This window comes from Nonomuraea maritima (assembly GCF_900100395.1).
GTDB lineage: Bacteria > Actinomycetota > Actinomycetes > Streptosporangiales > Streptosporangiaceae > Nonomuraea > Nonomuraea maritima.
On sequence record NZ_FNFB01000054.1, the window covers coordinates 1 to 21,083 of the forward strand.

A 21,083-nucleotide genomic window follows, 5' to 3' on the forward strand; every position below is an offset into this window, starting at 1 on the left:
CGACGTTGAAGCCGGCGGCAACTTCCCTCAGCGGTTCGCCTTTGCGCAGGTGGACGAGGACAAGCAGTGCCTGCTGACCAGGGGCGAGACGCCGCCAGGGTGACCCGATCTGCTTGCGGTGCCGACGCAGGATGCCGGACAGATAGGACAGGGTTCGAGATGACAACGGCAGCGCCGCACGGTAGAACAACAACTCAGAGCCTCTGGTGGTGAAGGTTGATCTTGGTCGACAGCCCTTCTACCAGGGGCTCTTCTACTTGTCGATCAACTCCATCCGCGCGGCATGCCCTCCATCAGCGGCTTCAGGTTGGAAAACCCTCCTTGATACTCAAGGGTTGATTCCTTTACCTTGGGCGGAGGGACCGGGGATGTGCTAGATCTTCGGTCCCGCTTCTTTGCCCGAGAGAATACCTGTGAGCAAATAGCTTGCGCGGTTAGATGGGTTGCGGTTCGAGCAGGTCAAACCGCCCGTACGGCCGGATAATTCGGAAATGTCACCCACGCGGGTGTGCCGTTTCTTGCACTCGGGATAAACATCGTTCCGCCGCCGGTGGAAAGTTTCTCTGGAGCACAATCAGGAGCTCCCCGAATGGGCCGGCGGCGCTTTCACGAGGCGATGACGAGACGGCCCACGTGGCCGGTCAGGGCTTCTCGGGCTGACGGCGGGAGGGCGCTGTCGGAGACCAGGATGTCGGCCTCGGACAACGAGGCGATCGTGCTGATGCCGACCGTGCCCCACTTGGTGTGGTCGGCGGGGACCACGAGCCGTTCGGCCGCCTCCACGAGGGCCCGGTCCGTCTCGGCCTCCATCATGTTGGGCGTCGTGAACCCGGCCCTGACCGTCATCCCGTGCACCCCGAGGAAGAGCACGTCCAGGTTCAGCCGCCGGATCGCCGCCACCGCCACCGGCCCCACCAGGGCGTCGGACGGCGTCCGTACCCCGCCCACCAGCACCACCGTCCGGTCATCCGACGGCCGGCGGAAGACGTCGGCGACGCGCACCGAGTTCGTGACGACCGTCAGCCCGGGTACGGCGGCGAGGTGGTGGGCGAGCGCCCAGGTCGTGGTGCCGGCGGACAGGCCGACGGTGCTGCCCGGCTGGACGAGCGCGGCGGCCCGCCGGGCGATGGCCCGCTTCTCCCGCTCCTGGCGGACGGACTTGACGGCGAAGCCTGGCTCGTCGGTGGATCCGGCGCCGGTCGAGCGGACCAGCGTGGCGCCGCCCCGCACCTTGGCCACCAGCCCGCGCCCGGCCAGCGAGTCGAGGTCTCGCCGGATGGTGATGTCGGAAACGCCGAACGCCCGGACGAGCTCGATCACGCGTACGCCGCCGTACTGCCGGACGAGTTGCAGAATCGCCTGTTGACGCTGAGGAGCGAGCATCGCATCACCAGATCCCCACAGGTTCCGACATGAATTCCGCGTCCCGTTCGCATCATGACATGACGCCGGTGCCGGGGAGCTCGGCCTCGTCGTCATGAAATTGTGCGTTGACAGTTGGAAATGTTCGCTTTTCGATGAAGGAAGATGAGCGAACTCGGGGGAATGTGAAGGGTCCGGCAAGGAGGAGCCCACCATGAACCAACGTCTGCCGATCTCCCGCCGTAAACTGCTGCTCGGCGCCGCCGCCTCGTTCGGCGTCCCCGCCGTGCTCGCCGGGTGCGGCTCCGGCGGCCCCGCTCCCACGCCGGGCCAGTCCGGCGGCAACCTGGGCACCGTCTCCATCGGGTCCAACGCGTCCGACGAGATCCCGAAGAAGATGCTGGAGAGCGTGGTCAAGGGCTTCACCCAGGCCACGACACGGATCAACACGGTCGACCACAACACGTTCCAGGAGAACATCAACCGCTACCTGCGGGGCACGCCCGAGGACGTCTTCACCTGGTTCGCCGGCTACCGCATGCAGTTCTTCGCCGAGCAGGGGCTGGCCACCGACATCTCGGACGTGTGGCAGGAGATCGGCGGTGACTACACGCAGGCGTTCAAGGACCAGTCGACCGGCACGGACGGCAAGCAGTACTTCGTCCCGTTCAGCTACTACCCGTGGGCGGTCTTCTACCGCAAGAGCCTGTGGGAGGAGAAGGGGTACGAGGTCCCCGCCACGCTGGACGAGTTCACGGCGCTGGCCAGGCGGATGCAGGCCGACGACATCATCCCGATCGCCTTCGCCGACAAGGACGGCTGGCCGGCGATGGGCACGTTCGACATCCTGAACATGCGGACGAACGGCTACGACTTCCACATCTCCCTCATGGGCGGCAAGGAGTCGTGGACCGACCCGAAGGTCAGGCAGGTGTTCGACACCTGGCGCGGGCTGATGGAGTTCCACCAGCCCGCGGCGCTGGGCCGCACGTGGCAGGAGGCGGCGCAGTCGCTGGCGCAGAAGAAGACCGGGATGTACCTGCTCGGGATGTTCGTCGCCCAGCAGTTCCCGGAGGCCGACCGTGACGACCTCGACTTCTTCACCTTCCCCGAGATCAACCCCGCGTACGGGACCGACTCCATCGACGCCCCCATCGACGGCTACATGATCTCCGCGAAGGCCAAGAACGTGGACGGCGCCAAGGCCCTGCTCAAGCACTTCGCCCAGGCGTCCTCGCAGGACATCGCCGCCAAGCTCGACCCGGGCATCCTGGCGGCCAGCTCCAACGCCGACACCTCCGGCTACAGCGCGCTGCAGAAGCGCGGCGCCGAGCTGGTGTCGAAGGCCAAGCACATCGCCCAGTTCCTCGACCGCGACACGCGGCCGGACTTCGCCTCCACGGTGATGATCCCGTCGCTCCAGTCGTTCGTGAGCGAACCGGACCAACTCGACTCGTTACTGACGAGCATCGAGCAGCAGAAGGCCAACATCTTCCGCTGATGACCTCCAGGACCCGTCGCTACTCCACCCGTGACATGGCCGTCCTGGTCGTCGGGCTGGGGGTGGCCATCGTCGTCAACGTGGGCGTCATCTGGGGACCCGCGCTGGCTTCCGTCGGGCTGTCGGGCACCGACTGGAGCGGCATCGGGCCCATCGAATGGGTGGGCGCCCAGAACTACCACGACCTCGCGGCCGAGTACCCGCCGTTCTGGTCGGCCGTCCGTAACAACGTGCTCTGGCTGGGCTTCCTCGCGCTGATCGCGACGCCGTTCGGGCTGTTCTGCGCGGTTCTGCTGGACCGGCGGCTGCGGATGTCGCGCTTCTACCAGAGCGCGCTGTACATGCCGGTCGTGCTGTCGCTCGCCGTGGTCGGCTTCATCGCCCAGCTCGTCTACTCCTCCGACTACGGCGTGCTCAACTCCGTCACCGGGCTGACCGTCGACTGGCTGGGCGACAGCTCCATCAACATCTGGGTGGTGATGGTGGCGGCGGCCTGGCGGCACGTCGGCTACGTCATGGTCATCTACCTGGCGGGGCTGAAGGCGGTCGACCCGGCGCTGAAGGAGGCGGCGGCCATCGACGGGGCCGACGAGCGGCAGACGTTCTTCCGCGTGGTGTTCCCGACGCTGCGGCCGGTCAACGTGATCGTGCTGGTGATCACGGTGATCGAGGCGCTGCGCGCGTTCGACATCGTCTACGCCATCAACCGGGGCCGCAACGGCCTGGAACTGCTGTCGGTGCTGGTCACCGAGAACATCGTGGGGGAGGCGAGCAGGATCGGGTTCGGCTCGGCGATCGCGGTGATCCTGCTGGCCATCTCGGTGGGGTTCATCGCCACGTACCTGTCGCAGATGTTCCGGGAGGAGCGATGACCCTCACCGCACCCGCCACCGCACCCCCCGCCGCTCCCCCGGCCCCGCCGCGGCGGCGGGTGCGGCCGCTGCGGGTCCTGCTGCACGTCTTCCTCGGGCTGGTGGCGCTCGGGTGGCTGCTGCCGCTCGCGCTGTCGGTGTACGCCTCGCTGCGTCCGTACGACGAGACCGCCCGGCTCGGGTACTTCTCGCTGCCGGAGCAGCTCACGTTCGGCTACTACGAGCAGGCGTGGACGCAGGCCGAGCTGCCCCGCTACTACCTCAACACGCTGATCATCGTGATCCCCGGCGTGCTGGTGACGCTGCTGCTGGCCTCGTTCACGGCGTTCGCCATCGCGCGGCTGCGCATCCCGGGGCGGCGTACGCTGCTGATCGTCTTCGCGGCGGGCAACCTGCTGCCGCCGCAGGTGCTCATCACGCCGCTGTACACGCTGTACACCATGGTGCCGCTGCCGGCCTGGCTGTCGGACTCGCAGTCGCTCTACGACTCGTACGTGGGGCTCATCCTCGTGCACGTGGCGTTCCAGTTCGGCTTCTGCGTGTTCGTCATGGCGAACTTCATGCGGACGATCCCCGAGGAGATCAACGAGGCGGCGCTGGTCGACGGGGCGGGGGTGTGGAAGCGCTACTGGCGGCTGACGCTGCCGCTGTGCCGGCCGGTGCTCGCGGCGCTCGGCACCCTGCAGTTCACGTGGATGTACAACGACTTCCTGTGGGCGCTGGTGCTGATGTCGTCGGGCGACAAGCTGCCCGTCACCTCTGCGCTGAACAACCTGCGCGGCCAGTTCTTCACCGACTACAACCTGCTGGCGGCCGGCTCGCTGCTGGTGGCGCTGCCGACGCTCATCGTCTTCCAGCTCCTGCACAAGCAGTTCGTCGCCGGGCTGACGCTCGGCTCGACCAAGGGTTAGAGAAGAGTCAGGAAGCGGGCGGCCACCTGGTCCCACGCCCACTCGCGGGCGACCCACTCGCGGCCGCCCGTACCCATCTTGCGGGCCTTCGCCGGATCGCTCAGCAGCTCGACGACGGCGCGGGCGATCTCGTCCACGTCCTCGCCGTCCACCACGAGCCCGGTCTCGCCGGGACGCACCGCGTCGGGCGCGCCGCCGGACGAGCCCGCCACCACCGGCAGCCCCGTCGCGGACGCCTCCAGGAACACGATGCCGAGCCCTTCCACGTCGACCCCGCGCCACCGGGTACGGCACGGCATCGCGAAGGCGTCGGCCGCGGCGTAGTAGCCGGGCAGCGCGGAGGACGGGACGCTGCCGGTGAACCTGATCGACTCGTGCCCGGCGGCCAGCCGTTCGAGGGTCCTGCGGTACGGGCCGCCGCCCACCAGCAGCAGCACCGCGTCGGGAACCGCGCGCAGCACCCGCGGCCATGCCCGGATGAGCTGGTCCTGGCCCTTGCGCGGCACGAGCCGCGACAGGCACAGGACGACCGGGCGCCCGCCGAGGCCCAGATCGGCCTTGGCGGTGTCGGGGTGGAACTGCTCGACGTCCACGCCGGGCGCGAGGCGTACGAGCTTGGCGGGCGGGACGACGGCGGCCAGCCGCGCGCGCGTGTAGTCGCCCAGATAGGTCACCACGTCGGCGTGCCCGCCGATGCGGCGCAGCACGGCGCGGAAGCCCGGCGTGCTCGCCCACGACGCCTCGTGGCCGTGCGTGAGCATGACCACGCGCCGCGCACCCGCCCGTCGCAGCGACGGCGCGAGCAGGCCGAGCGGCGCCGCCGCCCCGAACACCACCGTACGGGCGCGCAGCTCGGCCACGAGCCCGGCCGCCGTACGGGCGACCGCGGGGGTGGGCAGCATGAGCCGCGTCGGATGCCGCACGACCCGGTACGGCTGGCGCCGGTCGAACTCGCCGCAGCCCGGCCACGCGGGCGCGTACACGGTCACGCCCGGCGTGCGCAGCGCCAGCCCGTGCACGAACGACTGGATGCCGCCCGGGCGGGGCGGGAAGTCGTTCGTGACGATGAGCACGTTCGTCACGGCACCGGCACGCCGTTCAGCTTCGCCCAGGCGCGGGCCGCGGCGATGCGCTCAGGGCTGGAGGGATGAGAGGCATAGAGCACATATTCCACCGCATCCGGCGTCAGGTCGGAAAGGTTGGAGACCGCCAGACGCCGCTGCATCGCCACGAACGTCGCGGGGTCGCGGGTCAGGTCGAGCGCGTGCACGTCGGCGCGCGCCTCGACGTGCCGGCTGACCAGGTTCTGGATCGGGTTCATGAGTTGCGTGCCCAGCATCATCAACCCCATGACGACCCCGACCGCGCGCGGGTCGGCGACCGATGCGACGCCGGCGCGCCGGCGTACCGCGCCGAAGACGAGGTAGAGCAGGACGGCGCCGAGCGCCGCGCCGAGGCCGCCGAGCAGCGTCCCGAACCACACGTCGTCGTGCTTGGCATGACCCAGCTCGTGGGCGACGACGAGCCGCACCTGCGGCTCGGGGGCGCGCAGCAGCGTGTCGTAGACGACGATCCTGCGGGTGGCCCCGAAACCGGACACGTACGCGTTGAGCGCCGTCGTACGGCGGGAGGCGTCGGCGACCAGCACGTCCTCGACGGGCACGCCGTCGCGGGCGGCCATGGCCAGCAGGTCGGTCCGCAGCGTGCCCTGCTGCATGGGGGTGAACTCGTTGAACAGCGGCTCGAACACCACCGGGTAGACGAACGATGCCGCCACCGTCAGCGCGAAGGCGCCCGCCGCCGCGGGGATCCACCACCGCCTGACCCAGCGGGCCAGCGCCACGAGGCCGAGCAGCATCAGCGAGTTCAGGACCACGCCCACGGCGAGGTTCTTGAGCCGGTCGGCGGTCCAGCCCGGCCAGTCCTGGATCGACAGGCCGTACTCGCGCAGCACCGTCTCGACCCACATGCCGAGCGGCCAGCGCAGCGCCTCGACGATCGCCGTGATCACGACGACGCCGAGGACCACGCGGACCCACCACGGTCCGCGCAGTCGCCCGAGGACGCGCGCCCCGAACGGGGTCGCGACGAGGACGGCCGCGAACAGGAGGGTGAGCGCCAGCGACAGGTAGCCCGGCAGGCTCGTGGCCGCGTCGAACGCCCGCGCGCGGGCGATCTGCGCGGCGGTGAAGTCGCGGGCGGCGTCGGGCGGCCCGCCGGTGAGCACCGTCCATGGCGTGGTGACCGCCGCCACGGCCAACGTGAGCAGGGCGAGCAGCCCCAGCGCCACCGCGGCCTGCCAGCGGTCGCGCGCCTCGAACGCGCGCGCACCCGGCGCGGGCCCGTCGCCCGCCCCTGACGCGTCGTCTCCCTTTCCTGAGGTGTGAGGGCGCGGGGGGTCGTCGCCGTCCTGGCCTGTTCCTGTGGTGCTCAGGTGGTCGTCGCTGTCCTGCCGTTCGCTCATCGGCCTCCCCTTCAGGCGAACTGGTGCCGTACGTACGCGCGCCACCGTGCCGTCAGGGTCGCGACGGAGAGCCCCAGCGGGGCGAGTGCCCGGTCGACGCCTGCCGTCCGGGCATCACGGTAGAGCCTCACCAGGGTCCTCTCACCGAAGCGGTCGGCGAGGAAGCGACACGCCAGCCACGCCTCCTGGTACGCCCGGGCCAACCGTCCTGGGTCACGCCCGTCGACGGCGAAGGCCTCGGGACCGGGCAGGGCCTTCTGGAGGCGTCCGGCGCGCACCTCTGCGGCGAGTTCGGCGGCGGCCACCGGCACGGGGAGCCCGGCGTCGCGGTAGCCGACGTAGTCGGCGAATCCTTCCCGCAGCCACGGCGGCACGCCGTCCGTGCCGGCCGCCACGTGGGTGAGCTCATGGGTGAGGACGACGGACTTCCCTGTCAGGTTGAGCATCGCGTACGCCTCGGGCACGACGATCACCCGGCCGCCGTCGGCGACCGCGGCGAGCCCGTCGAGCCGTGCCACCCCCGCCAGGTCGGCCGCCTCACGGGCGGAGGCCGGCACGACGACGAGGGGCCGTACGGACGTGCCGAGCACCCCTGAGACGCGCTGCGCCGCCGTGTCGGCGTGCCTGGCCACCTCGTCGAGCACGGAAGGAGGGGTGCGGTGGCCGGCGACGGTGGACCGGGCGCCGCGCCGCACGACGACGCCGTCCGGCCACAGGGAGCGGAGCTCCGGAGGAAGGACCGGCGAGCCGACGGCGGGGGCGCCGCCCGCGGGGACGGCCAGGAGCAGCAGACACGACATCGCGGCTCGTCGGCTCACCTGCTCGGGCACGTTGCCCGATCGTAGCCGCACGAAAGGCGTGCGGACGCGCAAACCCCGGCCGGCTCCGGGGAGGGGACCCGGAGCCGGACGGGGTCGTCTCACAGGCCGGGGCGGACCGCACCGACGAACGACGACTTGCGCCATCCGCTCAGCTTCTCGATGCGCACCCGTTCGCCTGTCCGCGGCGAGTGGATCATCTTGCCCTTGCCGACGTACATGCCGACGTGGCCGAGGCCGTTGAAGAACATCAGGTCGCCCGGCTTCAGCTCACGCCACGAGATCTTGGTCCTCGTGAGGGTGTACTGGCTGCTCGCGACGCGCGGGAGCTTCACACCGGCCTTCTTCCAGGCGTACTGGACGAGACCTGAGCAGTCGAACGAACCCGGGCCGGTGCCGCCGTACCGGTACGGGTCACCGATCTGGCGCTTGGCGACGGCGAGGGCCTTGTGGGCCTTCGTCCGCTGCCGGACGACCTTGGCCGCCTTGCGGGCGGTGGCGGACTTCGCGCTGGAGCGCGCGGTCGATCTCGCGGTGGATCTCGCGGTGCTGACGGTGGCGCCCGTCGCGACCGTGGATCCGGTTGACTCACTCGCCGCCGCCTGAGCCGCCGGGGCATGGAGGACGAGACCTCCGGCCGTCACGGACATCGTCAGCGCTGCGCTGCTCAGAGCAAGGCGGGACAGGCGGGGGTTGGGCAGGGATGTAGACAGGATTGCTCCTTGGATCTTCCACCAACGCCTACCGGGTTAGCTGTCGGATTCGGGCCTGGAAGATCGCCCTACGGCGTGCTGGCACGCCGATTCACCCCTGATCCCTGGTGAACGCGGGATCGCTGGTTCCCCGGCTCCGTGCCTCCTGGCTGCACGGACTCGGCAAGGCCGCCCGGACATCGGGTGACGGCCTGCGGAATGTCTCCCGCGACCGGTGGGACCGGTGCGGGTGTCGCGGCGGCATGGCCTGTCGCTGCGACGACGCCAGAAGCTACGTCGAATCGCCAAAAATCCGCAAAGGGCTGGTAAGCCTGTAAAGATCCAATCAAAGACCCAGTAAGGGACGGATCCCCTGCTCGAACCCCAGCCTCTGTTACTGAAATGTGACCCTTCTCACACTTCCGCAAGAGGCCTGCTGTCAGATATCAATTGTCTTTTTTGTCACACGCGCAACAGCCCCCGACCACACGGCGGACTGGACCGCTCCACCCCCGGGAAAGCGCTTCCTCGCATGCCACCCCGCACGGTCGACCGGGCGGTTCCGCTCCCGCGCTGTGACCACCCGTCCGCCCGCACGGGCGCAGGTCTTTCCTGACTCGGGGTGGGTGTGCTCGCGCGGCTTCCGCACGCCCTGGAAGCGCTTGCCGAAATGTCGAGGCCGCGCGGGCACGACCGGAACGGGATGGTCCCGGCGCGGACCTCGCGTCCCGCCCGGTTACGGGCGGACGGCTCCGACCAGGGGGCGGCCGTAGGCGGAGAGCCTGACGACCTTGACCACGTCGCCGGTCTGCGGCGCGTGCACGATCTGCCCGTTGCCCGCGTAGATGCTGACGTGTCCGAGCCCCTCACTGAAGATGAGGTCCCCCGGCTGCAGATCGTCCAAGGAGACCCTGCGGCTGGCTCCCCACGCCCACTGCTGCCACGTCGTACGGGGCAGCGACACCCCCGCCGCCGCCCACGCCCGCTGGGTCAGTCCGGAGCAGTCGTAGCCGCCCGGCCCCGTGCCACCGAACACGTACGGCTTGCCGACCTGCGCGAACGCGAAGCGCAGAACCGACGCGGCGTTCCCGGATGCCGGCCCGGTGTATTTGATGCCGGTGCTGTTGGGGTTGCCGGGGTTATAAGCCCCGAGACGGTCCAGGAGCTTCTTCTGCTCGGCGATCAGCTTGAGGATCTCCTTGCGCTCCTTCTCGACCGCGTCCCGCTCCTTGTCGGCCGCCGTGAGCGCCTTCTGGGCCTTGTCGCGCTCGACCTTCAGCCCCCGGTTCTCCCGGTCGAACGCCGCGAGCTTCAGTGACCGCTCCTGCGAGACCTGCCCGGCGAGCGCCATGCCCGCCAGCATCCCGCCGGGGTTCTCTGCCGCGATCAGGCCGGGCAGGGAGGTGATGTCGGTGCCGAGCTTGTAGCTGCTGACGGCCATGCCGACGACCTGGGCGCGCAGGTCGGCCACGGACGCCTGCTTGCGCTTGTAGCTCTCGTTCACCTTCGTGTAGCCCGACCGGGCCTTCTTGAAGCGCTCGTTCGCGGTGTTGTACCGGTCCACGACCTTGTCGGCCCGATCGTTGAGCTTCTCGAGCTTGGCCTTGGCCTGAGCGAGCGTGGGACGGGGATCGGCGAGAGCCGTTCCCATCGGGGTCATCACCAGCCCGAACACGAGACCCGCCGCGAACGGCACCCGGCCGAACCTCACTGTTTCGCCTCCCAGGGATCACATCTGGGGCGAATAGTACAGAAGTGACAGGTGGGACACGGCCCATTCCGTCAATTCGTAACGTTAGGCACGGCTGAGTCTGCGGAGCAGCAGGACCGACGGAACCGGTCTGGCTCCCATGCGCCTGACCGACTCGGCCACCTCGCGGTCGGACGACACCACGGCGACCGCCCTGCCGGGCGGTTCGGCGCGTACGAGCCGGCGGATGAGGTCATCGGCGATCTCCCCCGGCGCGCTGAACAGCACGCGCACCCCGCGCGGCGCCACCACCTGCACGGGGGCGTTGAGCTCGGCCCCGTCGAAGACGACCGTCACCTCGACCCTGGTCTGCGCCACCAGCCCGCCGAGCGCGGTCATCAGCCGGTTGCGCTGGTCGGCGAGGGTGATCGTGCCGTAGCCGGTCTTGGTGACGTTGTAGCCGTCGATGACCAGGTGCACCTGCGGCAGCGCGAGGAGCTGGTCGAGCAGCTGCGGGTCGTCGTCGGCGAGGGCGCGCGCGGGCACCCCGCGCACACCGGGGCTCTCACCGGTGACGGCCGCCACCGAGTCGGCGGGACGGCTGATCGACGTGGGCAGGGCCAGCTCGCGGCGCAGCCCGGCGGAGGCGTCCTGGAGGGCGTCGAGCAGCACGCGGATGCGGGTCTCCTCGATGCTCCTGCCCTCGCGCGCGGCCCGCCGCGTGGCCTCCAGCTGCCGCTCGGCGTCCGACAGGCGCTCGCGCAGGCGGCGCAGCTCGGACTCCCCGGCGCTCCCCGCGGCCGAGGCGGCGAGCTTGGCCTCCTCGGCGGCCTGCTCCATCTCCTCGGCCCGGCGTACGGCGGCCTTGGCGCGCTCGCGGGCCTCGTGCAGCTTGCGGCGCAGCTCGGAGTTCTCGGCCCGGCCGGCCTTCAGCTGCTCGCGCAGCCGGTCGGACTCCTCCTTGGCGGCGGCCTTCTGGGCGGCGAGCTGCTCGCGCAGCCGCGCCACGACCTCCTCGCGCTCGGAGCCCTCGGCGACGGCGGCCGAGCGTTCCAGGTCGGCGCGGGCGGTGTCGATCATCTCCGCCCAGCCGGGCGGACGGGTCAGGTACGCGGCGGCGGCCACGAGCACGGGATCGGCGGCGGGCGGCACGTTGCCCTCCGCGAGCGACGTGACCAGTTCCGGCCAGCCGGACTCCACCGACTCGGCGACCAGCTCGCGGAACTTCTTGTCGTTCTCGAGCTGCGCCGCGATCGGGGCGCTGCCCAGCTTGGCGCGCTTGCGCGGGTCGAACTTGGCGATGCCGCGCAGCGGCGGCGGTATCTGGGCAGCGGGCATCGAGCCGAGAACCTGGGAGGCCAGCTCGACCACGTTGATCCTGACCGGCTCGGGCAGCGGGCGAGCCAGGCCTTCACCCGCTGAACTCATCCCACTTGTCCCTTCACGACATGCCCTTTCAGACAAGGGTACGGCTGCCGGGTACCTGACCGTAACGGTCACTCCTGTATGGACAAGCGCTTGATCGTCGATATACGACTGTCGAAAGGCTTATGTACAGCCGGGAGACGCGAAGTGACGCAAGAGATACGCACCTCCACCCGCGATCTGGACGAACTGCGCGACCGCACCGCCGCGTGGCTCCGCGTCCGCGTCGGCGACGACGCCGAGGTGTCGGGGATGTCCCGGCCTTCGGGAAACGGGATGTCGAGCGAGACCCTGTTCTTCACCGCGGCCTGGGCAGGACGCGAGACCCGCTGCGTCGCGCGGCTCGCTCCGGCGCGCGAAGCCGTCCCCATGTTCCCCTCGTACGACCTTCGTGCGCAGTTCGACCTCATGCGGATGGCTCGCGAAAAAGCTGGCGTCCCAGCACCGCGGGCCCTCTGGTACGAGCCCGACCCCGGGCCGCTGGGCACGCCGTTCCTCGTCATGGAGTGCGTGGACGGCGAGGTGCCGCCGGACGTGGCGCCGTACACGATGGGGGGCTGGCTGCACGACGCCTCCCCCGGCGACCGGGCGCGGCTGCAGGACGCGTGCGTGGGGATCGTGGCGGCGCTCCACGAGACCGCGTTCAGTCCGGGCGAGCTCACCCGGCTGGGCGCGCCCGGCCTGCGGGCGCACGTCGAGACGCAGCGCGCGTACTACGCCTGGGCCCATGGCGACCTGCGCCTCCCCCTGCTGGAGCGGGCCTTCGACTGGCTGGTCGCGCACTGGCCCGGCGCGACCGGTCCCGACGTGCTCAACTGGGGTGACGCGCGGATCGGCAACATCGTGTTCCGCGACTTCACGCCCGTCGCGGTGCTCGACTGGGAGATGGCCGCGGTGGGGCCCCGCGAGCTGGACCTGTCCTGGATGATCTTCATGCACCGGTTCTTCCAGGACATCACCGTCCGCATGGGCCTGCCTGGCATACCCGACTTCATGCAGCGCGACGCCGTATGCCAGAAATATCAAGAATTAACGGGGTACGAGCCCCGCGACATGGACTTCTACGAGATGTACGCCGCCCTCCGTCACGGCGTCATCATGGCCCGGCTGTGGCGGCGCCGGATCCACTTCGGCGAGCAGCCCATGCCGGACGACCCTGACGACCTCGTCCTGCACCGGGCCATCATCGAGGAACTGCTCACCCGCTGAGGACGGCGAGCCGACGGTCGGCGGGACGCGGCGGGCGGTGCCGCGAAAGCACTGAGCCGCGTGATCCCCCTGTCGCTTGCCCATGCCCCTGTACTGGACAAACCTGATCGCGCGGCTCAGATGCTCGCAGACATAACCGTATTTGTCGCACTTGCAGAGCAGTTGCAGACTCATTAATTGACGAGCGAAACGACCCGCGCGCCCGCGAGAGCCGCGCGCCCGCCCTGCCTCGGCACGGGCGGGCGCGGCAGGTCGGCGCCCGGCTCGTCACCACGAGCACCGACCCCACAGCCCGGCCGACGACCGCCGCTGATCAGCTGCCGGCAGGCTGGTCCCGCAGAACCCTCAGGTACGCCGACGCCAGGGTGTTCGCCCCTTCCAGGGCTTCCTTCTCGCTCATGAACTTGACCTCGCGCGAGTTGGGCTGCGCGCCCTCGGGCCGCTGGTGACCGCTGTAGTCGACCTGGATGACCAGCGACCCCTCACGCATGACCACCGTGCCGCTGGAGGCGAACGTCTCCCCCTGCCTGATCTGCGTGAACAGCCGGTGCGCCTGGTCGCCGAACGTGTCCAGCTCGGTCAGCTTGCCGAAGACGATGCCGCCGAGCGAGGTGTTGGCGGTGGACTTCGAGCCCCCGAGTTCGCTGGCGTAGTAGGCGCGAGCGCCCGCCTCGTCGGCCTCACCGGCCCGGTTGGTGAACCGGTGGACGGTGATCAGCGCGCTGCGGATCTTCGTGACGCCCGGACCTCCGGACAGCTCACGGTTGAGCCAGCGGCACTCGAGCTGGTTGTCGCTCCCGACGACGGTGCCGCGCGCCCGGGTGGTGGCCTTCGGCACGAGCCGGACGGCCGTCTCGCTCATGGCCGCGCACTCGGCGGGGAACGCCGCGAGCTCGGTCGGCGTCGGCGTCGCGCGCGGGGTCGGCGAGATCGTCACGTCCGAGGACGCCTCGGGCTTGGCGAGCACCCCCGGATTGCTCTTCTGCCAGCCGGCCACACCCTTGGCGAAGTAGGCGACCAGCTTGCTCACCTCGCGGATCGCGTTCTCCTCGGTGATGGCCTGGACGGTGTCGCTGGAAAGGATCTGGGCGTCCTTGCGCTGCTGCCCCGCCTGGAACCTGACTTTGATCATCATGTCGCCGACCCGGGCGTGCGCCGTGCCGAAGGCGTACCAGAGCATCTTGTCGCGGTGCCAGGTGTACTGGGCGAACGCTCCGTCGCCGACGCCCTGGATGTCGGTGATCGCAGACTGGTAGTTCTTCTCACCGGCAGTCGGTGACGGTGTGGCCGTGGCGCCGTACTCGGCACTCCCGTACTCGACCTCGAACATGTTCTGGGCCACCGACCGGCCGGTCTTCGAGCCGTCGCCCTTGAACTGCGAGATCCTGACGTCGATCTCCCTGTCCCGCCGGAACTCGCCGAAAGAGATGCGGCGGTTGATCCAGTTACAGGTGAAGTCGATGGAGATGTCCCCTGCACGGGACGACTTGGAGATGGTCGCCTCGGGCACGAGGCGGTCGACCTCCTCCTTCGGCAGCATGCCGCACACGTCGGGCCCCTTGGCGGCAGCGCCGACGGCGGACTTCCCGGCCGCCTCGGTGCCCCCTCCTGCTGTCGGGGACGGGTTGACGGGCGAGTCGCTGCCCGACAGGTAGAAGGCGCCCACGCCCGTGGCCGCGATCAGCACGACGACCAGCGCGGCCAGCGACGGCAGCAGCCACGCGGGCCGGCTCTTACGGATGGACGGCTCGGTGGCGGGCGCGAAAGCCAGCGTCTGCGGCGCATGCGGCCCGGACCCCTGCCCCACCGCCCCCGGCGCCTGCCCTCCCGGCGGCACATTCGGCCCGCTCTGCGGCCCGTACGGCCCACCGGACGACACGTTCGGCCCGTTCTGCGGCCTGTACGGCCCGCCGGGCGGCACGTTCGGCCCGCTCTGGGGTCCGTACGGCCCGCTCGGCGGCATGTTCTGGCCACCGGCCGACCCGCCCTGCGGTGTGTACGGGCCTGCCTGCGGCGCTTGAGGGCCGCCCGTCGGCTGACCGATGGGTAAGTTCGGCACGCCGGGCGGCGTGTGGACCGGCATGTACGGCACACCGGGCCCACTCCCCTGCCCACCCGGCGGCAGGGCAGGAGCGCCGGGCGGCATCCCGGGCGGCGGCGCGTACGGCCCGCCGGGCCCCGCGTTCGGGTGCACGTTCCGCGACGCGTTCGGCGGCACACCAGGCGATGCACCGCCCGCCCCATCGCGCGGGCCGCCATGAGGACCGCCGTGAGGGCCGCCGTGCGAGGCGCTGTGAGGGCCACCATGAGGGCCGCCGTGCGGGGCGCCATAAGGAGCGTCGTGCGAGCCGCTGTGCGGTGCGCTGCGAGGGCCGCCGTGCGGGCCGCCCTGAGGTGCACCGTACTGAGCGTGGTGCGGGCCACCGTGCGGGCCACCGTGCGGGCCTCTGTGCGGGCCGCTCTGGGGCGCATCGTAGGGAACGCCGTGCGGGCCGCTCTGCGGGGCGGCGTCAGGAGCGCCGTGCGGGGGGGTGTTCCGAGCCACGTCGGGTGGCGTGTTCCGTGGGACGTCCGGCGGCACGCGGGGCGAAGGGTAGGGTGGCCCGAACGGCGCGTCCGGGCCCTCGGGAGGCCCGCTGGGCTGCTCGTACTCGCTACCGGGATTCACGGGTGACACTCCTGGGGTTGCCGTGACGTGGGGGGAACATGCTAGTCAGACCCCTTGCGAAGTGGTTGCAACGGTCATTTCGCCAGCCCCGCGACGATCCGGCGGGCCGCGTCGACGACCGTCTTCTCGTCCGCGGGCGCCCCGTTGGGCACCTCCTCGCGATGCCAAACCACTTCGCCCAGCAGGTTACTCGTTCGGAAAAGCAGTGTGCTGTCTGATTTGACGGATTCGCCGGGCACGGCATAGGTCTCGAAGCTGTTCTGGATGATCGAGGCCTCCCCCACGCCGCTGACGTCGCGCACGGCCTCGCGCGCGCCGTCCATCCCCTGACCCTCGCCCGCGGCACGGGTGGTCCGCTCGCTGGCGAAGCGGCGCTCGGCCACCTGCGGGCCGGACAACTCCCTGGTCGGCTGCTCGGCCCACACGCGCACGATGAGGCGGTCGGCGGCTCTCATCCTCCTGCTCATGATCCACTGGCACTCGCCAGGACGGGTGGCGCTGGCCTTCGGGGTGCCGTCGACGAGCCGGGCGACCTCGGCGGCGTCGAGCAGGCCGCACGCGGCGGGCGCGGCGGCGAACCGTCCGGTCTCCTTCGTCTGTCCCAGGGCGGTGGCGGCGTACCAGCCCCCTCCCCCCAGCACGACGACGGCGGCGAGCACCGCCGGCAGCAGCCACCGGCGGCGGGGCGCGGCGGGCAGCGCGTGGTGACCGGTGCTCGCGTCGGCCACCCGGGTCAGCACCTGACCGACCTGCGCCGCCGTCGGACGGACGGCAGGGTCCTTGGCCAGCATCGCCATCAGCAGGCCGCCCAGCTCGCGTCCGGCCCTCGACGGGAACGGCGGCTCGTGCAGCAGCACCGCCGCGGCCACCGCGGCGGGCAGCTCCCGCTCGAACGGCGCCCGCCCCTCCACCGCCGTGTAGAGGGTGGCGCCGAGCGACCACAGGTCGGAGGCCGGCCCTGAGGGCTGCTCGTTGAGCCGTTCCGGCGCCATGTAGCCCAGCGAGCCTGCGGTGCTGAACCGGTCGCCCTGCCCCATGGGCGCGGCGATGCCGAAGTCGCTGAGCATGGCCACGCCGTCGCTGTCGAGCAGCACGTTGCCCGGTTTGACGTCCTGGTGGACCATCCCGTGCGCGTGAGCCGTCCCCAGGGCCGACAGCACGCGCAGCCCGATCGCCGCGACGTACGCGGGCGGCAGCGGCCCCCGTTCCTTGATCTCCTTGTCGAGGGAGCGGCCGGTGACGATGTCCATGATGATCCACGGCTGGCCGCCCTCGATGACGATGTCGTGGACGAGGACGATGGCCGGGTCGCGCAGGCGTCCTGCGGCCCTGGCCTCGTGGATGGCGCGCTCGGTGAAGGTCGCGCGCTCGCGAGGGGTCAGACCCGGCGGCACGCGCACCTGCTTGACGGCGACCTGGCGGTCGAGGATCTCGTCGATGGCGCGCCACACCGTGCCGGCGCCGCCCTGCCCGAGCGACTCGATCAGCCGGTAGCGTCCGGCCAGCAGATAGAGCTCACCCTGCATCGCGCAACGCCTGCTCACTGGCCCGCGCGACGCTCAGCGCCGCCTGCTTGATGTCCTCGTCGGTCGGCCGGTCGGCGACGGTCGCGTACTCGACCTTCACCACGAGGTTGGCCAGCCGGTAGAAGACGTGGGACGAGAGCAGCCGTCCGGTCGAGCCCTTCAGCTCGAACCCGAACGCCTCCTCGCCGAGGCCCTGGACGTCGTGGACGGGCAGGCGCGTGGCCTCCTGCGACCCCGGCACCCCGATCTCGGGCCAGCTCCAGCGGATCTCGTCGTGACGGCTCCAGTAGCGCTTCTGGTTCTCCATCAGGACACGGGCGGTGGCGGGGGTCATCGACCACGGGTCGACGGTGTCGGAGTCTTTCTGCACCTGGACGCCGACGCCGTACTCGGGCATCGTCCACTCGCACGTGGGGCCGTCACCGTCGGAGCCTGGCCGGGCGGTGGGCGGGCTCTGCGTGCGTAAGACGAGCCCCACCTGCTCGCTGTCGACCAGAGCGCAGACGTCCATCGGCGCCGTGAACGCCTCGGGAGCGCCGCCGTTGCCGCGCAGCAGGAAGAACCCGCCGGCGGCCAGCGCGACCACCACCGCCGTCGCCGCCGCCATCCAGAGCGCCACCCGGCCGCCGCCCCGGGCCGGACGCGGCGCGGCAGCGGCGCCGACCGGCAGCGGCGGCAGCGGGCCGCCCGCGGCGACCTGCCGCATGGCGTCGATGGCGACGCGCGCCTCGGGCCTGGCCTCAGGCCGCTGCTGCATCATGGCGGTGACCAGCGGCCCGAGCGGGCCTGGCACGGCCGGCGCGGGCCGCGTCAGCGTGGCGCGCACCCGGTCGGCGACGGTGCCCTCGTACGCCGGACGCCCGATCAGCGCGACGAACAGCGTGGCGCCGAGGGACCACAGGTCGCTGGCCGGGCCGCCGGGGTGGCCTTCGAGCCGCTCCGGCGCGATGAACCCGGGCGAGCCGATCATGAGGCCCTGCGCGGTGATGGTGGCCTGCCCCTCCTGCCGCGCGATGCCGAAGTCGGTGAGCACGACGCGGCCGCTGTCGGTCAGGAAGACGTTGGCCGGCTTGACGTCGCGGTGCTGCAGCCCCTGGGAGTGGGCGACGGTCAGCGCCTCCAGCAGGTCGGCGCCGACCTTGGCGGCGTGCGCGGGCGGCAGGGGCCCGAAGTCGCGCACGGCGTCGGCGAGCGTACGGCCCCGCAGCAGCTCCATGACCAGCCATGGACGGTCCTGCTCGACGACGACGTCGTGCAGCGCGACGATGCCAGGGTGGCGCAGCCGCGCGGTGGCCTGCGCCTCACGCACCGCCCTGGTGACCGCCTCGGCCCGTTCCCTGTCCGACGTGCCCTCGGGCACGGTCAGCTCCTTGACCGCGACGTCCCGATGGAGCATCTCGTCCCGCGCCAGCCAGACTTTCCCCATGCCGCCGGCCCCGAGGGGGTGCGACAGGGAATAGCGGCCGGCAAGTCTTCCCGCCGACATAAAGGGAAGGGTAACTAAGGATCAACAGGGGTGGTTACTCGTTCCTGTCGGTGGACCTCTCTATGGTCTTGGACGTGGAACCGGTTCAAGGCACTCTCGACGAGCTCGGCACGGCGCTGAGCGATGTCACGTTCGTCGTGTTCGACCTCGAGACGACCGGCGGCGCGCCCGCCGAAGACGCGATCACCGAGATCGGCGCCGTCAAGGTGCGGGCCGGAGAGGTGCTCGGCGAGTTCTCCACGCTGGTCGATCCCGGCGGCCCGATCCCGCCGTTCATCTCGGTGCTGACGGGCATCACCGACGCCATGGTCGTGGCCGCGCCGAAGATCGACGCGGTGCTCCCGAGCTTCCTCGAGTTCATCCGCGGCACCACGCTGGTGGCCCACAACGCCGGTTTCGACACCCGGTTCGTCAAGGCCGCCTGCGCCACGCTGGGCTATCCGCCGCCGTCCAACCCGGTGGTCGACACCGTCGACCTGGCTCGCCGCGTGCTGACCCGCGACGAGGTCCCCAACGCCAAGCTGGCCACGCTGGCGCGGTTCTTCCGCAGCCCCGCCGAGCCGTGCCACCGCGCGCTGCAGGACGCCAGGGCCACCGTCCACGTCCTGCACGGGCTGATCGAGCGGGCGGGGTCCTTCCAGGTCCACACGCTCGAAGAGCTCAAGTCGTTCGTCCGCGCCCCCACGCCCGAGCAGCAGCGCAAGCGCCACCTGGCCGAGTCGGTGCCGCACGCCCCCGGCGTCTACCTGTTCGAGGACGACCGCGGCGAGGTCCTCTACATCGGCAAGAGCACCAACCTGCGCAACCGCGTGCGGTCCTACTTCACCGCCGGCGAGACCCGTCCGCGCATCCGCGAGATGATCGGCATCGCCGAGCGGGTGCGTCACATCGTCTGCTCGACGGCCCTCGAGGCCGAGGTGCGTGAGCTGCGGCTGATCGGGGGCGCGAAGCCGCGCTACAACCGCCGTTCACGCTTCCCCGAGAAGATGCTCTGGCTCAAGCTCACCTCGGAGGTCTTCCCCCGCCTGTCGATCGTCCGCGAGCTGAAGGACGACGGCGCAACCTACCTCGGCCCGTTCACCAGCGCCCGCCTGGCCGACGACGCCCGGATCGCCCTGCACGAGGCGGTCCCCCTGCGTCAGTGCACCCAGCCGGTCTCGCTGCGCACCCGGCGCGCGGCCTGCGTGCTGCACGAGATGGGCCGCTGCGGCGCGCCCTGCGCGGGCAAGCAGAGCCCCGAGGAGTACGCGGTCCACGTCGAGAACGCCCGCCGCGCCATGACGCTCGACGCCTCCTCCGTCTTCTCCGCCGTGGCCGCCCGTATGGAGCGGCTGTCGGTCGAGCAGCGCTACGAGGAGGCGTCCGTCGACCGCGACCGGCTGGCCTCCTTCGTCCGTACGGCGGCCCGCATGCAGCGGCTCAGCTCCATCACGCGCATCCCCGAGCTGGTGGCCGCGTCCCCCGCGTTCGGCGGCGGCTGGGACGTCCACGTCGTCCGCTACGGGCGGCTGGCGGCGGCCGGGGTGCTGCAGAAGGGCGTGCACCCCACGCCGTTCGTGGCCTCGCTCAAGACCGCCGCCGAGGTCGTGCTCCCCGGGCCCGGCCCGGTCCACGCCGCGAGCGCCGAGGAGACCGAGTGCATCCTGCGCTGGCTCGAGTCGCCGGGGGTGCGCCTGGTGGAGGTCGACGGCGAGTGGTCCCTGCCGGCGGGCGGGGCCGCCCGGCACAAGGCCCGCATCGACCTCGCCTACCGTCATCTCGAGCGGCGTGACCGACGAGAGGGGCGACCTTTGGGGTGAAACGATAGAGTTGTTCCATGGTCACGGCTATCGTCCACATCAAGGCAGAGGTAGACCGGATCCCGGAGGTCGCCCAGACGATCGCCGCGATCGAGGGTGTCAGCGAGGTCTACTCGATCACCGGCGACTACGACCTGCTGGCCATGGTCAGGGTGGGCGCGTACGAAGAGATCGCCGAGGTCATCCCTGGGCGGCTCAACAAGGTGCCCGGGGTGCTGCACACCGAGACGCACATCGCCTTCCGCACCTACTCCAGGCACGACCTCGACGCCGCCTTCTCCATCGGTTTCCCCGAAGCCGACTGACAGTGATGATGTAGATGAGCGTCTCCCGCCAGGGTCTGACCCAGCGACTGACTGACCTTGGGTCCTCAACGGGATCTGTCGGCCCTGGCCGGGAGGCGCTCATCTGCACTCACCGGACGTGGCGCCCGTGACTTCATAGGAGCCTGGCCAGAGGCCCCATCACTGTCTTGTCCGCGTTGCCCGGCTGGTGCGTGCCGCCCTGCCCCCGGTCAAGACGACAGGACGACGATGACTTCCATTACACCCGAAAACCCGCCGATGCCAGAAGTCGCCGGCGGCGTGGACACTCACCAGGACACCCACACCGCAGCGATGATCGACTCGGTCGGCCGGGTCCTGGGGACCGAGCAGTTCC

17 protein-coding genes and 1 riboswitch are annotated in these 21,083 nt (G+C 70.8%); of the genes, 6 read left to right on the forward strand and 11 right to left on the reverse strand.

Annotation, left to right across the window (positions count from 1 at the left end; translation table 11 throughout):
* Positions 1–193: transposase family protein (locus BLR04_RS38570; protein WP_143022422.1), on the reverse strand; the 193-nt coding region annotated here is incomplete at its 3' end.
* A 413-nt stretch (positions 194–606) separates the two neighbouring features.
* On the reverse strand, positions 607–1,383 hold the full coding sequence (locus tag BLR04_RS38575) for a DeoR/GlpR family DNA-binding transcription regulator (RefSeq protein WP_090774120.1): 777 nt from the start codon (positions 1,381–1,383) through the stop codon (positions 607–609).
* Positions 1,384–1,576: 193 nt separating this feature from the next.
* On the opposite strand from BLR04_RS38575, the gene BLR04_RS38580 reads away from it, so the two are divergent.
* Genes BLR04_RS38580 through BLR04_RS38590 form a run of 3 tightly spaced genes read left to right on the forward strand, consistent with a single transcriptional unit; the run spans position 1,577 to position 4,646 of the window.
* The gene (locus tag BLR04_RS38580; protein ID WP_090774121.1) at positions 1,577–2,863 is read left to right on the forward strand and encodes an ABC transporter substrate-binding protein; all 1,287 of its coding nucleotides are present in this window, start codon (positions 1,577–1,579) and stop codon (positions 2,861–2,863) included.
* Positions 2,863–3,735: a carbohydrate ABC transporter permease gene (locus tag BLR04_RS38585; RefSeq protein ID WP_090774122.1), complete on the forward strand. Its 873-nt coding sequence runs from the start codon at positions 2,863–2,865 to the stop codon at positions 3,733–3,735. Before BLR04_RS38580 ends, BLR04_RS38585 begins: the two co-directional genes overlap by 1 nt.
* Complete coding sequence (locus tag BLR04_RS38590) at positions 3,732–4,646, forward strand: carbohydrate ABC transporter permease (RefSeq protein ID WP_090774123.1); 915 nt, start codon at positions 3,732–3,734, stop codon at positions 4,644–4,646. The genes BLR04_RS38585 and BLR04_RS38590 overlap by 4 nt, the downstream gene beginning before the upstream one ends.
* Here BLR04_RS38590 and BLR04_RS38595 read toward each other — a convergent pair.
* The 6 genes from BLR04_RS38595 to BLR04_RS38620 all read right to left on the reverse strand — a co-directional run bounded on the left by BLR04_RS38595 (position 4,643) and on the right by BLR04_RS38620 (position 11,738).
* Entirely contained in the window at positions 4,643–5,728 is a 1,086-nt protein-coding gene (locus tag BLR04_RS38595) for a glycosyltransferase family 4 protein (RefSeq protein ID WP_090774124.1), read from the reverse strand. The genes BLR04_RS38590 and BLR04_RS38595 overlap by 4 nt on opposite strands.
* The gene (locus BLR04_RS38600) at positions 5,725–7,110 is read right to left on the reverse strand and encodes a M48 family metallopeptidase (RefSeq protein WP_090774125.1); all 1,386 of its coding nucleotides are present in this window, start codon (positions 7,108–7,110) and stop codon (positions 5,725–5,727) included. Before BLR04_RS38600 ends, BLR04_RS38595 begins: the two co-directional genes overlap by 4 nt.
* An 11-nt stretch (positions 7,111–7,121) precedes the next feature.
* Positions 7,122–7,940, reverse strand: coding sequence for a hypothetical protein (locus tag BLR04_RS38605; protein ID WP_143022423.1), 819 nt, complete (start codon positions 7,938–7,940; stop codon positions 7,122–7,124).
* Between the two features lie 89 nt (positions 7,941–8,029).
* Positions 8,030–8,578 (reverse strand): C40 family peptidase, encoded by a 549-nt coding sequence (locus BLR04_RS38610; RefSeq protein WP_090774127.1) that lies wholly within the window; start codon positions 8,576–8,578, stop codon positions 8,030–8,032.
* Between the two features lie 73 nt (positions 8,579–8,651).
* Positions 8,652–8,816: riboswitch (cyclic di-AMP (ydaO/yuaA leader) on the reverse strand.
* A gap of 540 nt (positions 8,817–9,356) precedes the next feature.
* Positions 9,357–10,331: a C40 family peptidase gene (locus tag BLR04_RS38615; protein WP_245740998.1), complete on the reverse strand. Its 975-nt coding sequence runs from the start codon at positions 10,329–10,331 to the stop codon at positions 9,357–9,359.
* A gap of 84 nt (positions 10,332–10,415) precedes the next feature.
* Positions 10,416–11,738, reverse strand: coding sequence for an NYN domain-containing protein (locus tag BLR04_RS38620; protein ID WP_090774128.1), 1,323 nt, complete (start codon positions 11,736–11,738; stop codon positions 10,416–10,418).
* A gap of 144 nt (positions 11,739–11,882) precedes the next feature.
* Between BLR04_RS38620 and BLR04_RS38625 the strand changes: the two genes are divergently transcribed.
* Entirely contained in the window at positions 11,883–12,944 is a 1,062-nt protein-coding gene (locus BLR04_RS38625; protein ID WP_090774129.1) for a phosphotransferase family protein, read from the forward strand.
* Between the two features lie 313 nt (positions 12,945–13,257).
* On the opposite strand, the gene BLR04_RS38630 is transcribed toward BLR04_RS38625, so the two are convergent.
* The 3 genes from BLR04_RS38630 to BLR04_RS38645 form a co-directional block, all read right to left on the reverse strand.
* Positions 13,258–15,003, reverse strand: coding sequence for a hypothetical protein (locus tag BLR04_RS38630; RefSeq protein ID WP_143022424.1), 1,746 nt, complete (start codon positions 15,001–15,003; stop codon positions 13,258–13,260).
* Between the two features lie 683 nt (positions 15,004–15,686).
* Positions 15,687–17,138 carry a serine/threonine-protein kinase gene (locus tag BLR04_RS38640; RefSeq protein WP_090774132.1) on the reverse strand — a complete coding sequence of 484 codons (1,452 nt, stop codon included), beginning with the start codon at positions 17,136–17,138 and terminating at the stop codon, positions 15,687–15,689.
* Positions 17,128–18,624 carry a serine/threonine-protein kinase gene (locus BLR04_RS38645; RefSeq protein ID WP_090774133.1) on the reverse strand — a complete coding sequence of 499 codons (1,497 nt, stop codon included), beginning with the start codon at positions 18,622–18,624 and terminating at the stop codon, positions 17,128–17,130. The genes BLR04_RS38640 and BLR04_RS38645 overlap by 11 nt, the downstream gene beginning before the upstream one ends.
* A 62-nt stretch (positions 18,625–18,686) precedes the next feature.
* Here BLR04_RS38645 and BLR04_RS38650 point away from each other — a divergent pair, with 62 nt between their 5' ends.
* Both BLR04_RS38650 and BLR04_RS38655 read left to right on the forward strand, forming a co-directional pair.
* Positions 18,687–20,423 carry a DEDD exonuclease domain-containing protein gene (locus BLR04_RS38650; RefSeq protein ID WP_176903553.1) on the forward strand — a complete coding sequence of 579 codons (1,737 nt, stop codon included), beginning with the start codon at positions 18,687–18,689 and terminating at the stop codon, positions 20,421–20,423.
* A 17-nt stretch (positions 20,424–20,440) separates the two neighbouring features.
* Entirely contained in the window at positions 20,441–20,728 is a 288-nt protein-coding gene (locus BLR04_RS38655) for an Lrp/AsnC family transcriptional regulator (RefSeq protein WP_090774134.1), read from the forward strand.
* The last annotated feature ends 355 nt before the right edge of the window (positions 20,729–21,083 follow it).

Bases quoted from the DNA above. Each gene is read 5' to 3' on its own strand.
- BLR04_RS38650 (WP_176903553.1), top strand. From the start codon at position 18,687: ATGGTCTTGGACGTGGAACCGGTTCAAGGCACTCTCGACGAGCTCGGC.
- BLR04_RS38610 (WP_090774127.1), bottom strand. From the start codon at position 8,578: ATGTCCGTGACGGCCGGAGGTCTCGTCCTCCATGCCCCGGCGGCTCAG.
- BLR04_RS38600 (WP_090774125.1), bottom strand. From the start codon at position 7,110: ATGAGCGAACGGCAGGACAGCGACGACCACCTGAGCACCACAGGAACA.
- BLR04_RS38645 (WP_090774133.1), bottom strand. From the start codon at position 18,624: ATGTCGGCGGGAAGACTTGCCGGCCGCTATTCCCTGTCGCACCCCCTC.
- BLR04_RS38620 (WP_090774128.1), bottom strand. From the start codon at position 11,738: ATGAGTTCAGCGGGTGAAGGCCTGGCTCGCCCGCTGCCCGAGCCGGTC.
- BLR04_RS38640 (WP_090774132.1), bottom strand. From the start codon at position 17,138: ATGCAGGGTGAGCTCTATCTGCTGGCCGGACGCTACCGGCTGATCGAG.
- BLR04_RS38575 (WP_090774120.1), bottom strand. From the start codon at position 1,383: ATGCTCGCTCCTCAGCGTCAACAGGCGATTCTGCAACTCGTCCGGCAG.
- BLR04_RS38580 (WP_090774121.1), top strand. From the start codon at position 1,577: ATGAACCAACGTCTGCCGATCTCCCGCCGTAAACTGCTGCTCGGCGCC.
- BLR04_RS38655 (WP_090774134.1), top strand. From the start codon at position 20,441: ATGGTCACGGCTATCGTCCACATCAAGGCAGAGGTAGACCGGATCCCG.
- BLR04_RS38590 (WP_090774123.1), top strand. From the start codon at position 3,732: ATGACCCTCACCGCACCCGCCACCGCACCCCCCGCCGCTCCCCCGGCC.
- BLR04_RS38585 (WP_090774122.1), top strand. From the start codon at position 2,863: ATGACCTCCAGGACCCGTCGCTACTCCACCCGTGACATGGCCGTCCTG.